7 protein-coding genes are annotated in these 15,404 nt (G+C 75.9%); 4 read left to right on the plus strand and 3 right to left on the minus strand.

Going from position 1 to position 15,404, the window contains the following annotated elements; all coding sequences use genetic code 11:
• Nucleotides 1-62 precede the first annotated feature (62 nt).
• A complete protein-coding gene (locus tag ACWGN5_RS22610; protein WP_453517980.1) occupies nucleotides 63-4,712 on the plus strand; it encodes an Lhr family ATP-dependent helicase in 4,650 nt (1,549 codons plus the stop codon).
• A gap of 281 nt (nucleotides 4,713-4,993) precedes the next feature.
• Here the strand turns inward: ACWGN5_RS22610 and lhgO are convergent, their stop codons facing one another.
• Nucleotides 4,994-6,178: an L-2-hydroxyglutarate oxidase gene (gene lhgO, locus ACWGN5_RS22615; protein WP_453517983.1), complete on the minus strand. Its 1,185-nt coding sequence runs from the start codon at nucleotides 6,176-6,178 to the stop codon at nucleotides 4,994-4,996.
• Nucleotides 6,179-6,290: 112 nt separating this feature from the next.
• Entirely contained in the window at nucleotides 6,291-7,736 is a 1,446-nt protein-coding gene (locus ACWGN5_RS22620) for an MFS transporter (protein ID WP_453517986.1), read from the minus strand.
• A gap of 562 nt (nucleotides 7,737-8,298) precedes the next feature.
• Here ACWGN5_RS22620 and ACWGN5_RS22625 point away from each other — a divergent pair.
• From ACWGN5_RS22625 to ACWGN5_RS22635, 3 genes are all read left to right on the plus strand, one after another.
• Nucleotides 8,299-10,479, plus strand: coding sequence for an asparagine synthase-related protein (locus ACWGN5_RS22625; RefSeq protein ID WP_453517996.1), 2,181 nt, complete (start codon nucleotides 8,299-8,301; stop codon nucleotides 10,477-10,479).
• Between the two features lie 122 nt (nucleotides 10,480-10,601).
• Nucleotides 10,602-11,192, plus strand: a complete 591-nt coding sequence (locus ACWGN5_RS22630; protein ID WP_453517998.1) for a Uma2 family endonuclease — start codon at nucleotides 10,602-10,604, stop codon at nucleotides 11,190-11,192.
• A gap of 57 nt (nucleotides 11,193-11,249) precedes the next feature.
• Entirely contained in the window at nucleotides 11,250-14,570 is a 3,321-nt protein-coding gene (locus ACWGN5_RS22635) for an ATP-binding protein (RefSeq protein ID WP_453517988.1), read from the plus strand.
• On the opposite strand, the gene ACWGN5_RS22640 is transcribed toward ACWGN5_RS22635, so the two are convergent.
• Nucleotides 14,557-15,404, minus strand: an 848-nt coding sequence (locus ACWGN5_RS22640; RefSeq protein ID WP_453517991.1) for an NPCBM/NEW2 domain-containing protein, incomplete at its 5' end; no start/stop codon positions are given. The genes ACWGN5_RS22635 and ACWGN5_RS22640 overlap by 14 nt on opposite strands.

Consider the following 15,404-nt stretch of genomic DNA (forward strand, 5'->3'; position numbering starts at 1 on the left):
GAGACGAACGGGATTGCCCCAGGTCCGGACGGTTGTCAGTGGTCGGGTGCACGATGGGGGGCATGGTCAGGTCCGCGCTCGACTCGTTCTCCCCCGCGACCCGTGGTTGGTTCACCGGGGCCTTCACCGCGCCCACGGCGGCGCAGGAGGGCGCCTGGAACGCCATCGGGGCGGGCTCCGACGTGCTCGTCGTCGCGCCGACCGGCTCGGGCAAGACCCTGGCGGCCTTCCTCGCCTCCCTGGACCGGCTCGCGGCCTCGCCGCCGCCGGCCGAGGCGAAGAAGCGCTGCCGCGTGCTGTACGTGTCGCCGCTCAAGGCCCTCGCCGTGGACGTCGAGCGGAACCTGCGCTCGCCGCTGACCGGCATCCGCCAGGAGTCGGTGCGGCTCGGCCTGCCCGAGCCGGACGTCCGGGTCGGGATCCGGTCCGGGGACACCCCGGCGGCCGAGCGGCGGGCGCTCGCGACCCGGCCGCCGGACATCCTGATCACCACCCCCGAGTCCCTGTTCCTGATGCTGACCTCCGCCACGCGCGAGGCCCTGGAGGGCGTGGAGACGGTCATCCTGGACGAGGTGCACGCGGTCGCGGGCACGAAGCGGGGCGCGCACCTGGCGCTGTCCCTGGAGCGGCTCGACGAGCTGCTGCCCCGCCCGGCCCGCCGGATCGGCCTGTCGGCGACCGTCCGCCCGGTCGACGAGGTGGCCCGCTATCTGTCCCCGGGGCGCGCGGTGGAGATCGTGCAGCCGCCGTCGGGCAAGGAGTTCGACCTGTCGGTCGTCGTCCCCGTCGAGGACATGGGCGAGCTGGGCGGCTCCCCGGCCTCCGAGGGGAAGGACGGCGGGGACAAGCCGTCGATCTGGCCGCACGTCGAGGAGAAGATCGCCGACCTGGTCCAGTCCCACCGCTCCACGATCGTCTTCGCGAACTCCCGCCGGCTCGCCGAGCGCCTGTGCAACCGGCTCAACGAGATCGCGTACGAGCGGGCGACCGGCGAGCCGCTCCCCGAGGGGGCGCCTCCGGCCCAGGTCATGGCCCAGTCGGGGGCGGCTCAGGGCGCCCCGGCGCTGCTCGCCCGCGCGCACCACGGTTCGGTGTCGAAGGAGCAGCGGGCGCAGGTGGAGGAGGACCTGAAGGCGGGCCGGCTGCCCGCCGTGGTGGCCACCTCCAGCCTGGAACTGGGCATCGACATGGGCGCGGTGGACCTGGTCGTCCAGGTCGAGTCGCCGCCGTCGGTGGCCTCCGGCCTCCAGCGCGTGGGCCGCGCGGGCCACCAGGTGGGAGCGGTCTCGACGGGCGTGGTGTTCCCGAAGTACCGGGGCGACCTGGTGCAGTCGGCCGTGGTCACCGAGCGGATGCGGTCCGGGGCGATCGAGTCCATGCGGATCCCCGCCAACCCGCTGGACGTCCTCGCGCAGCAGCTGGTCGCGATGGTCGCGCTCGACACCTGGCAGGTCGACGAGCTGCTCGCGGTGGTGCGCCGCGCGGCCCCGTTCTCGGCACTGCCGGAGTCGGCGTTCACCGGCGTCCTGGACATGCTGGCCGGCCGCTACCCCTCGGACGCCTTCGCCGAGCTGCGCCCGCGCGTGGTCTGGGACCGGGTCGCCGGGACGGTCACGGGCCGGCCGGGTGCGCAGCGGCTCGCCGTCACCTCGGGCGGCACGATCCCGGACCGCGGCCTGTTCGGCGTCTTCCTGGCGGGCTCGGACCCCAAGAAGGGCGGGGGCCGGGTCGGCGAGCTCGACGAGGAGATGGTGTACGAGTCGCGGGTCGGCGACGTCTTCACGCTCGGCACCACCTCCTGGCGGATCGAGGACATCACCCGGGACCGGGTGCTGGTCTCCCCCGCGCCCGGGGTGCCGGGCCGGCTGCCGTTCTGGAAGGGCGACCAGCTGGGCCGCCCGCTCGAACTGGGGCGGGCGGTGGGCGCGTTCCTCCGCGAGGTCGGCGCCCTGTCGGACGAGGACGCGCGGCTGCGGCTGCTCGCCGCGGGCCTGGACGCCTGGGCCGCGGAGAACGTCCTCGCGTACCTCAAGGAGCAGCGCGAGGCCTGCGGCCACGTGCCGGACGACCGGACGATCCTGGTCGAGCGCTTCCGCGACGAGCTCGGGGACTGGCGGGTCGTCATCCACTCCCCGTTCGGGGCGCAGGTGCACGCCCCGTGGGCGCTGGCGCTCGGGGCGCGGCTCGCCGAGCGGTACGGCATGGACGCGCAGGTGATGCACGCGGACGACGGCATCGTGCTGCGCCTGCCGGACGCCGACCTGATGGGCCTGGACATGGGCCTGGACCTCCTGGACCACGAACCGGTCGACCCGGGCCGGCACCTGGACACGACGTACGACGCGGACAAGGCGCCCGTCGGCGCGGCGGACGCCCTCTTCGACAAGGGCGAGATCGGGCAGATCGTCACCGACCAGGTGGGCGGCTCCGCGCTGTTCGCCTCCCGCTTCCGCGAGTGCGCGGCCCGTGCCCTGCTGCTGCCGAAGCGCAACCCGGGCAAGCGCACCCCGCTGTGGCAGCAGCGGCAGCGCGCGGCCCAGCTGCTGCAGGTGGCGAGCGAGTTCGGTTCGTTCCCGATCGTCCTGGAGGCCGTCCGCGAGTGCCTCCAGGATGTCTTCGACCTCCCGGGCCTCGAAGAGCTGATGGGGGACATCGAGTCCCGGCGCGTCCGCCTCGTCGAGGTCACCACCCCCGAGCCGTCCCCCTTCGCCCGCTCGCTGCTCTTCGGGTACGTGGCGCAGTTCCTGTACGAGGGCGACTCACCGCTCGCCGAGCGGCGGGCGGCCGCGCTCTCCCTGGACTCGCGGCTGCTCGCGGAGCTCCTCGGCCAGGCGGAGCTGCGGGAACTGCTCGACCCCGAGGTCCTGACGGAGCTGGAGCGGGAGCTCCAGTGGCTGACGGAGGACCGCCGGATCAAGGACGTGGAGGGCGTCGCGGACCTGCTGCGGGTGCTGGGCCCGCTGACGGAGGCGGAGCTGGCCGAGCGCGGCGCCGAGGCCGGCTGGGCGCCCGAGCTCGGGGCGGCCCGCCGCGCGATCCGGGTGCGGGTCGGCGGCCAGGAGCACTGGGCGGCGATCGAGGACGCGGGCCGGCTCCGGGACGCCCTGGGCACGGCCCTGCCGGTCGGTGTGCCCGAGGCCTTCACCGAGCCGGTCAAGGACCCGCTGGGCGACCTGCTCGCGCGGTACGCGCGCACGCACGGCCCGTTCACCTCCTCGCAGGCCGCCGCCCGCTTCGGCCTCGGCGCGGCCGTGACCGACGGCGCCCTCCAGCGCCTGGCGGCCTCGGGCCGAGTCGTCCAGGGCGAGTTCCACCCCTCGGGCATCGGCCAGGAGTGGTGCGACGCGACCGTCCTGCGGCGGCTGCGGCGCCGCTCCCTGGCGGCCCTGCGCCACGAACTGGAGCCGGTGCCCCCGGCGGCCCTCGCCACGTTCCTGCCGCAGTGGCAGCACCTGGGCGGCAACAGCCTGCGCGGCATCGACGGCCTCGCGCGGGCGATCGAGCAGCTCCAGGGCGCACCCGTCCCGGCCTCGGCCCTGGAGAAGCTGATCCTGCCGTCCAGGGTCCGCGACTACTCCCCGACCCTCCTCGACGAACTGACGACCACCGGCGAGGTCGTCTGGGCGGGCGCGGGCTCGCTCCCCGGCAAGGACGGCTGGGTCTCCCTCTACCTGGCGGACGCGGCCCCGCTGCTCCTGCCGCCGGCGCACCCCCTCGAGCTCTCCGCGCTCCACGAGTCGCTGCTCACGGCCCTCTCCGGCGGGTACGGCCTGTTCTTCCGGCAGATCGCCGACCAGATCCGGGCCACCACCCACCCGGACGCCACCGATCCGCAGCTCGCCGACGCCCTCTGGGACCTGGCCTGGTCGGGCCGGCTCACCAACGACACCCTCGCCCCGCTGCGGGCGCTCCTCGGCTCGGGCCGCACCGCGGGCTCCACGGCCCACCGCGCCCGGCGCACGGTCCCGCGCGGGCGGTACGGCACGCTGACCGCCGCGGCCCGCACGGCCTCGCGCACGGGCCCGCCCACGGTCTCGGGCCGCTGGTCGATGCTGCCCCCGATCGAACCGGAGCCGACCCACCGGGCGCACGCCCTGGCCCGCACGCTCCTGGACCGGCACGGCGTGGTCACCCGGGGCGCGGTGGCCGCCGAGGGTGTGGAGGGCGGTTTCTCCGCCACGTACCGGATCCTGGCGGCCTTCGAGGACAGCGGGCAGGCGCGGCGCGGGTACGTGGTGGAGGGTCTCGGCGCGGCCCAGTTCGCCATGGACGGGGCGGTGGACCGGCTGCGGGCGGCCGCGACGGCCCGCGACCGCGGCGCGGAGGCGGCGGCGGGCCCGCGCGCCGTGGTCCTGGCGGCGGCCGACCCCGCGAACGCCTACGGCGCGGCCCTTCCCTGGCCCGAGCCGCCGACGGGCGCCGGCCACAAGCCGGGGCGCAAGGCGGGCGCGATGGTGGTCCTGGTCGACGGCGAGCTCACGCTCTACATGGAGCGGGGCGGCAAGACGCTCCTGTCCTGGCCGACGGATCCGGACGACCCGGCGCTGACCGCGGCGGCGGAGGCGCTGGCGGCGTCGGCGAAGGCGGGCGCGCTGGGCACGGTCACGGTGGAGCGCATCAACGGCACGACGTCCCTGACGTCCCCCCTGGCCCGCCCCCTGGAAACCTCCGGCTTCCTGGCCACCCCCCGAGGCCTCCGCCTCCGCCCCTGACACCCCGCGCACCCCCCCCCTGGCCGGCGCCCCGGCCCGCGCCCGGGCGGGCGGTGCCCCGCGCCGTGTGGGCAATCGTCCCGCTGGGGCGGGACGGGTGGGCACACGGGACGGCGCGCCCAGCGGCGCCTCCGCGTTCCGCGCCTGGACCCGCACCACCACCTCGGTGCACCTAGGGGTGCGGGTCAGGGCGCGGGAGCCTAGGCCCGGCTGGGGGCGCCGTCCGTTGTGCCCACCCGTTCCGCCCCGGCGGAACGCATGCCCACAACGGGGGCGGCGAGCTACAGGCGGGACAGCGCGCGGGTTGCGACCTCGCGGCCGATCGGGAGGGACGCCGTCGCCGCAGGCGAAGGCGCGTTCAGGACGTGGACCGTCCGCGCCGCCTCCCGGATCAGGAAGTCGTCGACCAGCGTCCCGTCCCGCAGCACCGCCTGCGCCCGCACCCCCGGCGCCGCCCGCCGCAGGTCGGACTCCTCGACGACCGGCAGCAGCCGCCGCACCGCCTCGGTGAAGGCCCGCTTGGAGACCGACCGGTGCAGCTCGCCGGCGCCGTACCGCCAGTGCGCGCGGGCGATCGCCCAGGATCCGGGCCACGCCAGGGTCGCGCCGAGTTCGCTCGGGCGGACGACGGACCAGCCGTACCCCTCCTTCGCGAGCGCCGGGACCGCGTTCGGCCCGATGTGGACGCCGCCGTCGATGCCCCGGGTCAGGTGCACCCCGAGGAACGGGAAGGCCGGGTCGGGGACGGGGTAGACCAGGCCGCGGACCAGCGAGGGGTCCGCGAGCTCGTAGTACTCGCCGCGGAAGGGGACTATCCGCATGCCGGGGTCGTCGCCCGCGAGCCGTGCGATCCGGTCGCAGTGCAGTCCCGCGCAGTTGACCAGGACCTTCGCCCGCACGACCCGGCCGTCGGCCGTGCGCACGGCGACGCCCCAGGACCGGCGGTCGATGACGGTGACCTCCGCGCCGTACAGGATCCGCGCCTCGGAGGCCGAGGCGAGCCGCTCCGTCACCGCCCCGTAGTCACAGATCCCGGTGGTGCCGACGTGGATCGCGGCGAGCCCCCGCACCCGCGGCTCGTACTCGCTGATCTGCGCCGGGCCGAGCTCGCGCACGGGGATGCCGTTCTCCCGGCCGCGCTGCACGAGCGCGTGCAGCCGGGGCAGCTCCTCGCGCGTGGTGGCGACGATCAGCTTCCCCGTCACCTCGTGCGGAATGCCCCACTCCGCGCAGAACTTGACCATTTCGGCCGCGCCCTCGACCGCGAACCGCGCCTTGAGCGATCCGGGACGGTAGTAGATCCCGCTGTGGATCACCCCGCTGTTGCGCCCGGTCTGGTGGCGCGCGAGGGCGTGCTCCTTCTCCAGGACCGTGACCCGGGTGCCGGGGGCGGCACGCGTCAGCGCGTACGCCGTCGAGAGACCGACGATCCCGCCGCCGATCACCAGCACGTCACAGTCAAACACCAGCGCCACCTCCCACCCCCGATAGTGCACTGGCCCACTGACAATGCCGCTAAACGCCCACGCCGTGGGACGCGTGTCACGTCCGAGCGCCGCCGCGCTCCGGGGCGGGGTCTCACGCCGGGGCGACGAGCAGCGGCCGGGCCCGTTCGCGCAGTTCCACGACGCGCGGCTCGTCCCCGTACGGTTCGAGCCGGTGCAGCAGGTCCCGTACGTACTCGGTCGTCCGTGCCGAGGAGATCCGCCCCGCCACCTCCACCGCGCGCGTACCGGCCGCGCAGGCCGCGTCCAGGTTGCCCGACTCCAGCTCGGCCACCGCCGAGACCACGAGCCGCAGCCCGTGCGAGCGGACGAACTCCTCCGTCGGCCGGGACAGCGCCTGCTCGGTGAAGCGCCGCACCTCGCGCGGCATCCGCAGGTCCCGGTAGCACTCGGCGGCGTCGGCGCAGAACCGGTCGTACGAGTAGAAGCCGAGCCACGTCGGGTCGGCGTCGCCCTCCCGGGACCGCTCAAGCCAGCCCTCGGCGGACTTGAGCGCGGCCGCCGCGGCCACCCCGTCGCCGGCCTTGGCGTGCGCGCGGGCCTCGACGAGCCGGAAGAAGGACATGGTGCGGGCGGTGGCGAGCCCCCGGTTCCGTTCGAGGGCGGCCTGGGCGAGGTCGACGCCCTCGTCGGCGAAGCCCCGGTAGGTGGCCTGGAGGGACATGGACGCGAGGACGTACCCGCCGAGGGGCACGTCGGCGGCGGCGCGGGCGAGCCGGAGGGCCTGGATGTAGTAGCGCTGGGCGGCCTCCTGCTGCCCGGTGTCGAAGGCCATCCAGCCGGCGAGCCGGGTGAGCTCGGCCGTCGCGCCGAACAGGTTGCGGCCGACCTCGTCCGAGTAGGAGCCGAGGAGCAGCGGCGCCGCGTCCACGCGTAAGCACTCGGGCACCATCGAGGAGCGCCAGTCGCCGCCGCCGTACTTGGAGTCCCAGCGGCGCGCGTCCTCGGCGGCCTCGCGGAGTTTGGCGACATCGCTGTGGCCCACGCGCGCGTGCTCCCCGCCCGCGGCGGCGGTGCCGGCGCCCGCCCCGGGGCGCGGGGCCTCGCGCTCCACCGAGGGATCGGCGGGGGTTATCAGCCAGCGGGACGCGGGCGTCGCGTACGCGCTGACCGCGAAGGATCCGGCGAGCGACTGCCAGATGCCGCCCCCGCCGGCCCGCCGTCCGGCGAGATCGAGACGGTAGAGGTCGGTGGCCGAGCGGACCGCCTCGCCCACGTCGCGCGGGAAGGCGAGCCCCACCTCGGGCGCCGGGTCGGCGTCCGCGAGGCCGATCTCGTGCAGCGGCACGGGCCGGCCCAGCTTCTGCCCGATCGCGGCGGCGATCAGGTGCGGGGCGGCGCCCTGCGGCACCATGCCCTTGGACACCCAGCGGGCGACCGAGGTCTTGTCGTAACGAAGCGTCAGACCCCGTTGTGCGCCGAGGTCGTTGACGCGCCGGGCGAGCCCGGCGTTGCTGATTCCCGCGAGGGCGAGAACCGTGCCGAGCTTTTCGTTCGGCCCGCGTTGCTCCCTGGACATGACGCCACCCCTCGACAACCCAGACGGCCGCCACGACGCCGGGCATAGGCGTGCGGCATTCGTAAACACAGCGTAGTTCGCCGCATCCCCACCGTTAAGGGGCGGTGTTCCGTATGGCGAGATTGTTGTGTGAACGTGTGACGGCCTGGGCCGGCGGACCGTCCCGTGCTCCGGCCGTGTGGCCGTGCGCCCGGCCGTGCGCTCTCGTCCGCCCGAGGGGGGAGCGCTTCCATGAGTAGCGCGTGGGTCGGCCCGCTCGGCCGGGAGCGGAGTCCCGGACCAGTGGGCTGGGGGACACCGCCGCCCCATTCCCCGCGGGCGGCGGACGGCACCGGGAGGCGGGAGCGCCTCCCGGGCTGCCGAGGGCTTTCCTTCTGCCCGGACGCCGGTCGAAACCTCCGACGGGGATCGATATTTGGCCGAATGACGCCGGTGCGCAGCCGATCTTCAACTGGCCCATGCCAGGGGCGCATTCGGCTTTCGCGCGCGTGCACCCGGACACCGCCCCGTGCGCCGTTGTCGTGGCAGCATGTCCTCCACCGAAACGGATGTGGAGGCGCCGATGCGATGGCTGGTGGGCTGGAGCAGTGTCGCCGCGAGCTTCGCAACGACCGCGGGAAGCCGGGCGGGGGCGGCGAACGGCGCGTACGGCTCGTCCTCCCCGTACGACCCCGGATACGCCGCGGGACCCGACCGCGCGGCCGAGGGGCGCACGGTGCAGCCGGTGGGCGCACAACTCCTGTGGGGCGACCCCGATCCGCTCTGGGCGGTCGGCGACTGGCGCCCCGACGAGGTGCGCGTGGTGGCCGTCGACGACCGGACCCGCCTCGCGGTGCTCGGCTGCTGCGCCGCGAGCGACGAGGAACTGCGGATCGGCCTGCTCACCGCGCGCGGGGGCGCGTTGCGGCATCTGACCGCATGGCCGGGCAGCTACACCGCCGTCGTGCAGACCGGCCGCCGTGTCACCGTCACCGGTGACCTCGCGGGCGCCCGGCCGGTGTTCCACACCTCGTGGCAGGGCGGCACCGCGTACGCCACCGCCGCCCTGCCGCTCGCCGACCTCGTCGAGGCCCAGCTCGACATCGGCCATCTCGCCGCGCTGCTCGCCTGCCCGGAGACCCCGGAGGCGCTGCGGGACTCCACCCCGTACGAGGGGGTCCGGCGGGTGCCGCCCGGCCACGCGCTGATCCTGCGGGAGGGCTCGCGCGAGATCACCGGCTACGAGCAGGTGGCCTCGCTCGCCGTCGCGGCGGCCGAGGCCGACCCCCGGCAGGCCGTCGAAGGGGTACGGGACGCCCTGGTCGAGGCCGTACGCGCCCGGCTCACCGCGCCCCGGCACGCGCCCGAGATGCCGCTCCCCGACCCGGGCCCGGTCCCCGGCATGGGGCCGGCCGACCGGCGCGCGGCCCGGGGCGCGGGCCCGGCGCCCGGCATCGGCGCCGACCTGTCCGGCGGCAGCGCCTCCGGCACGCTCGCCCTGCTCGCGGCGGGCCTCCCGGGCGTCCCGGGCACGATCACCGGGCACGGTACGGGCGCGGGGGAGCGGCTGCTCGCCGTCACCTTCAACGACCTGGCGACGAGGGCCGGTGCGCGGCGCACGGCGGAGCTGGAGCGGGCGCGCACGATCGCCGCCGACCCGCGCCTGCACCACGTGGTCGTCGCCGGGGGCGAGGAGGCGCTTCCGTACGCGGCGCTCGACGGTCCGCTCACCGACGAGCCCGGGCCCGCCCTGGTCACGGCCGAGCGGCACCGCCGACGGCTCGCGGGCGGCAGCGCCGACCACTTCACCGGGATGGGCGCGAAGCAGGTCCTGGACGCGCACCCGGCGCGCCTGGCCGACCTGCTGATGGACCGCAGGCGCCGGTCCCTGGTGCGGCCGGTGACGGCGCTCGCGAAGGCCTCGGGCCCGTCGGCGGGCTCGCTCCTGGTGCCGCTGACGGTCTACCGGGCGGCGCGGAAGCTGGCCCGTACCCCGTACCGGACGGGTCTGGAGGCGGCGGCCCGCCGGGTCCTGGAGGCGAACCGGACGGCCCCGGACGGCTTCGGCCCGCTGGAGGCCTCGCTCTCGGCGCTCACCTGGTCGCGGCCGGGTCCCGCGGCGCGCTGGCTGACGGGGGAGGCCCTCGCTGAAGTATCGGTTCGCCTGAACCGGGCGGCGACGCTCCCGACCTCCGTCCAGCGCCCCGGCGAGGCACGCGCGCGTGCCGCCCTCGCCCGCGCGGCCGCCGACCACCGGGTCCTGGAACAGGCGGCGGAGATCCGCGGCCAGCGCCTCCACGCCCCGTTCCTCGACAACCAGGTCGTACGGGCCTGCCGGGACCTCCCCGAATCGCTGCGGGTCCAGCCGGACGCCCGGGCCGGCGTCCTGCGCACGGTCCTGTCCGGCGCCGGAGTCCACGAGCTGCCCGCGGGCTGGGGCGCCCCCCACCCGGCCGTCCCGGCCGCCGCCTCGCGCGCGGGCCTGCGCGCCGCGCTCCCCGAGCTCCTCGCCCTCTTCGACGCGCCGCTCCTCGCGGACGCGGGCCTGATCGAGGCCCGCGTGGTCCGCAGGGCCCTCCAGGCGGCGGCCGACGGCGCCCCCGTCCCCCTCGACGGCCTCGCCGACCTCGTCTCCACCGAACTCTGGCTCCACCGCCTCCTCGCCCGCCGGGGCTCCTGCTGGACCAACACGACGGAACCCCGCTCCCACCGCGCGGTCCAGGGGCCCCTGATCCCCGCGTCGAGGCGCTCGCTGCCGGCCTGAGGCTCCGCCGAGCGGGCGAAACGTCACAGCACGCTCGTTCGAGTGAACGCGTTCCAGACCGCTCCGCGCTGCCCGCCCTAAGCTGAGAGCGTCGCACCGAGCGAAGGAGGTCCAGCATGGCGATGCCCCTGCCGGTTCCGGAAGACGTGTTCTCCGAGGGCATGCCCGAGCGTGAGGGTGCGAGTGTCCGGGAGACCTTCGAGCTGTTCAGTGCGCTGGCCCCCAAGGGCTGGCGCGTGGAGCTGATCGAAGGGGAGATCTACGTGGTGCCTCCGGCCAATGGCGAGCACGAGGAGATCGTCTCGGAGCTGAATGGGCAGGTTCGAGACCATGACAAGGGAGTCGGGCGCTACACGGGGATCGGACTCAGCCTGCCAGGCGCCACCGACGAGGTCAGAGTCATCCCCGACCTCGTCATCGCCCCCAAGGGCAGCTTCGACGACCAACAGGAATGGCACGCCTCCGACCCCGTCCTCCTCGTCGCCGAGGTGACCTCCTCCTCGACCGCGCGCCGCGACCGCGTCCAGAAGATCCGGGTCTATGCCCGCGCGGGCATCCCGCTCTATCTGCTGATCGACCGCGAGGCCGGCGAGGCAGTCGTCTGTTCCGAGCCCGCCGGAGACGACTTCACTCACAAGTCCATCCACAAGCTGGGGGCAGTCGTCCCGCTCCCCCACCCGCTCGGCTTCGACCTGGACACCGGCGCCTTCTAGGGGACCGCCCGGGCAAACCCCGAGGCACATGTCATGCCCACCCGACACAATGGGTCGGTGCGGTATCTCATCCTCGGCACCACCGAGGCCCTCCGGCCCGACGGCACCCCGCTTCCCCTCGGCGGCGCCCGGCTGCGCGCCCTGCTCGCCGCCCTCGCGCTGCGCGGCGGACGCGCCGTCTCCGTCGGCGAACTCGCCGACGACGTGTACGGGGACGACCCGCCGCAGGACGCCCCCGCCGCCCTCCAGGCCCTGATCGGCCGCCTCCGGCGGATCCTCGGCCGGGACGCCGTCGACTCCACCCCAGGACCCGGCTACCGGCTCGCCGCCGGTCCCGACGACATCGACCTGTACGTCTTCCAGCGCCGGGCCAGGGAAGGCGCCGCCCGCCTCGACGCCGGCGACCCCGACACCGCCGCCACCCTCCTCCGCGAGGCGCTCGGCCTCTTCCGCGGCCCCGCCCTCGCCGACCTGCCCGACCCGGCCGGCGTCCGCCCCGAGGCCCAGCGGCTCGCGGCCCTCCGGCACCGCGTCGAGGCCGATCTGCGCCGGGGCGCCACCGACGGACTCGTACCGGAGCTGACCGAGCTCACCACCACGTATCCGTACGACGAGGCCTTCCGCGCCCAGCTCATCCGCGCCCTGCGCGCCGAGGGCCGGCACGCCGACGCCCTCACCGCGTACGAGTCGGCCCGCCGCACCCTCGCGGACGCCCTCGGCGCCGACCCGGGCCCCGAACTCACCGCCCTCCACCAGGAACTCCTCACCGGCGCGCCCCCGAACCCGCCCCCGCCGGCCCGCCCGCCCGTGACGGACCCCGCCCCGCGCCGTACCGACCCACCCGCCGAGCCGGCCGCACCCGCGCCCGCGCCCGCGCAGGAGCGACCGGCCGCCGACGCCGGCAACATCCGCCCCCGCCTCACCTCCTTCGTCGGCCGGGAGCCCGAACTCGCCGCGCTCCACGCCGACCTGAACCGCTCCCGGCTCGTCACGCTCACCGGCCCCGGCGGTTCGGGCAAGACGCGGCTCGCCGAGGAGGCCGCGCTCCGGGCCGTCGGCCCCGCCGCCTGGATCGCCGAGCTCGCCCCCCTCGACGACCCCGACGCCCTCCCCGGCGCCGTCCTCTCCGCGCTCCGCCTCCGCGAGATCAACCTGATCACCCGCGACGGGGTCCCGCTCCAGGACGACCCCACCGCCCACCTCGTCGAGCACCTGGCCCGCCGCCCGCTCCTCCTGGTCCTCGACAACTGCGAGCACGTCATCGACGCGGCCGCCGCCCTCGCCGAGACCCTGCTCACCCACTGCCCCCAGCTCCGTATCCTCGCCACCAGCCGTGAACCCCTCGGCGTCCCCGGCGAGTCGGTCCGCCCCGTCGAGCCCCTCCCGCCCGACCCCGCCCACCGCCTCTTCGCCGAGCGGGCCCGCACCGTGCGCCCCTCCTTCGACCTCGCCCGGGACGGCGGCGAGGCCGTCGACGAGATCTGCCGCCGCCTCGACGGCCTCCCGCTCGCCATCGAACTGGCCGCCGCCCGGCTGCGCCTGCTCACCCCGCGCCAGATCGCCGACCGCCTCGACGACCGCTTCCTCCTCCTCACCTCCGGCTCGCGGACCGTCCTGCCCCGCCAGCAGACGCTGCGCGCCGTCGTCGACTGGTCCTGGGACCTGCTCGACCCGGCCGAGCGCGCCCTGCTCCGCCAGGTGTCCGTGTTCGCCGGCGGCTGGGACCTGGCCGCCGCCGAGGCCCTCTCGCCGTACGCCGCCGACGCCCTGGGCGCCCTCGTCGACAAGTCCCTCGTCGTCGCCACCCCCACCGAGGGCGGCGAGATGCGCTACCGGCTCCTGGAGACCATCCACGAGTACGCGACCGAGCGCGCCGCCGAGGACCCGGAGCTGCTCGCCGCCGCCGAGGCCGCCCACACCGCCCACTTCACGGCCCTCGCCGAGACCGCCGAGCCCCGGCTCCGCTCGGGGGAGCAGCTGCCGTGGATCGGGCGTCTGGAGCGCGACCTCGACAACATCCGGGCCGCGCTCCACCGCACCCTCGTCCTGTCCCCCGACGAGACGGCCGCGCTCCGGCTCGTCTTCGCCATGGGCTGGTTCTGGTGGCTGCGCAACTACCGTCCCGAGGGCCTGGCCTGGGTGGAGCGGGCGCTCGCCCTGGGCGAGGACCCGGACGATCCCGCCGACCCCCGCCACTGGCCCCGCATGCACCTGCGCATGCTGCACTTCTTCCTCGTCGTCGAGAGCAGCACGATGGGGGACTTCAAGCAGCCGGAGACCCTCCTGCTCGTCAAGCGCGTCCGCGAGGCGTTCGGCACGGACCCCGGCCCCGAGGCGGCCCGCTTCCCCGGTCTGCTCTGGCCCTTCACCGCGTACCTCACCGAGGATCCGGCCACGGTCCGCTCCCTCCTCGACAGGGCCGTCGACAACTGCCGCCGCCACGGCGGCGACTGGGAGCTCGGCGTCAGCCTCATGTTCCGTACGCACATGGTCGTCGACATGCCCGGCGGCATGCCCGGCGTCGACGAGGCCCTGGCCGAACTCCGCGACATCGCCCGGCGCGTCGGCGACCGCTGGATGGGTGCCCAGATCGCGAGCGCGGCGGGCGAGGCCCACACGATGCGGGGCCGGCACGCGGACGCGGGCGAGGCGTACGAGGAGGCCCTCGGTCTCGCCCGCGAGGTCGGCGCCCACGCGGAGGCCCCGTTCCTCCTCGCCCGCCTGGCCGAACTGGCGTACCGCACGGGCGATCTGGAGGGCGCCGAGCGGATCCTCGACGAGGCCGCCCGAGAGGCCGATCGCCACCACGTACGGGACTCCCAGACGTACGTCTGCTTCCTCCGCGCCGCCTTCGCCCTCTACCGCCGCGACATCAGGGAGGCCCGCGTCCAGCTGGAGGAGGCGGGCCGGACGGTCGCCCTCGGCACCCCGCCCCCGCACTTCGAGGCGGCGGTGACCGGACTCGCCGCGCGCGTGGAGGCGTACGAGGGGAAGGGCGCGGCCGCCGTCGCCACGGCCATCACCGCGCTGCGCACCGCGAAGGACGCGCAGTGCGCGGACTTCGTCACCACCAGCCTGGGGGAGGTGCTCGCCATCACCCTGGCCGAGGCGGGCGAGGCCGAGCTCGCCGTACGGGTCATGGCCGCCGTCGACCACTGGCGCCGGGACATGCCCCGCTCGGTCCCCGAGCTGCGGGACAGCCAGTCGGTGGCGGACCGCGCGCTCGCCCAGCTGGACGCGTCCGCCCTGGCCGCCGCCCGCGCGGCCGGTGCGGGCCTGGGGCTCGACGAGGTCCTCGGCCTCGTCGACGCCTTCGCCCCGGCCCCGCCGGACGGCGAAAGCGCCGAAGCACCTGAACGGGCCGTCAGGAGCAGCTGATCCGGGATTCCGCCCAGTCGGCGACCGCGGCCCGGCCGAACGGCGTGTGGTCCTCCACCACGAGCCGGATCGTGGAGCGGCCCGAGAGGTCGACGTGCACCGGGACCGGCGGGTCGTCCGCGCGGAGGACGTCGGAGCGCCAGAGCCGCTCCCCGTCCGCGTAGACGGAGAAGCGGACGCCGCCGACGCCGAGCTGGGCGCTCAGGTCGTCGACGCCGACGACCGCGTCGTAACGCGTGCACTGCCGGTTGAGGTCGATGAGCAGCGAGGACGGCGCGTGGACGCTGACCCCGTGCGCGTACTGGGTGCCGCCGATGGACAGGCCGTCGCGCTGCCACATCCAGCCGCTGTCCGCGAGGGACACCTCGGGCTTGGTGCCGTCGCCGAAGATCCCGTACTCCAGCTCGCTGACCTGGTAGACGGACGGCGGCGCGGGCGGCGGGACCGTCGGCTTCGGCTTGGGCTTCTCGGGGGCCGGCGTCGGCTTCGGGGTCGGCTTGGGCGTGGGCTTGGGCGTGGGCTTCGAGCTGGGCGCCGGCGGCGGGGTGGGCTTCGGCGTCGGCTTGGGGCTGGGCTTCGGGGGCGGCGGCGGGGGCGGCGGCTCCGACGTGACGGCCGGGGCGGGCGGCGCGGGCTTCGGGGAGGGCTTCGCCGGGGGCGCGGGCTCCGGCGCGACCGGGGTGACGACCGGCTGCGTGGGCCTGGGCGCGGCCACGGGCTGCGGGTCCCCGGCCATCGCCCAGACGAGGCCGGCGGCCGCGGCGACCGCTATCGTCGCCGCGATGCCCGCCTTCGCGGGCGCGCCGAGCCCCTCGGCTGCGGCACCGCCCGAGG

The organism is Streptomyces sp. NPDC055815 (assembly GCF_053616475.1).

What these genes read in the sequence shown, in the direction of transcription:
- ACWGN5_RS22610 (WP_453517980.1), top strand. Translation starts at nt 63, where the DNA reads ATGGTCAGGTCCGCGCTCGACTCGTTCTCCCCCGCGACCCGTGGTTGG.
- ACWGN5_RS22620 (WP_453517986.1), bottom strand. Translation starts at nt 7,736, where the DNA reads ATGTCCAGGGAGCAACGCGGGCCGAACGAAAAGCTCGGCACGGTTCTC.
- ACWGN5_RS22625 (WP_453517996.1), top strand. Translation starts at nt 8,299, where the DNA reads ATGCGATGGCTGGTGGGCTGGAGCAGTGTCGCCGCGAGCTTCGCAACG.
- ACWGN5_RS22630 (WP_453517998.1), top strand. Translation starts at nt 10,602, where the DNA reads ATGCCCCTGCCGGTTCCGGAAGACGTGTTCTCCGAGGGCATGCCCGAG.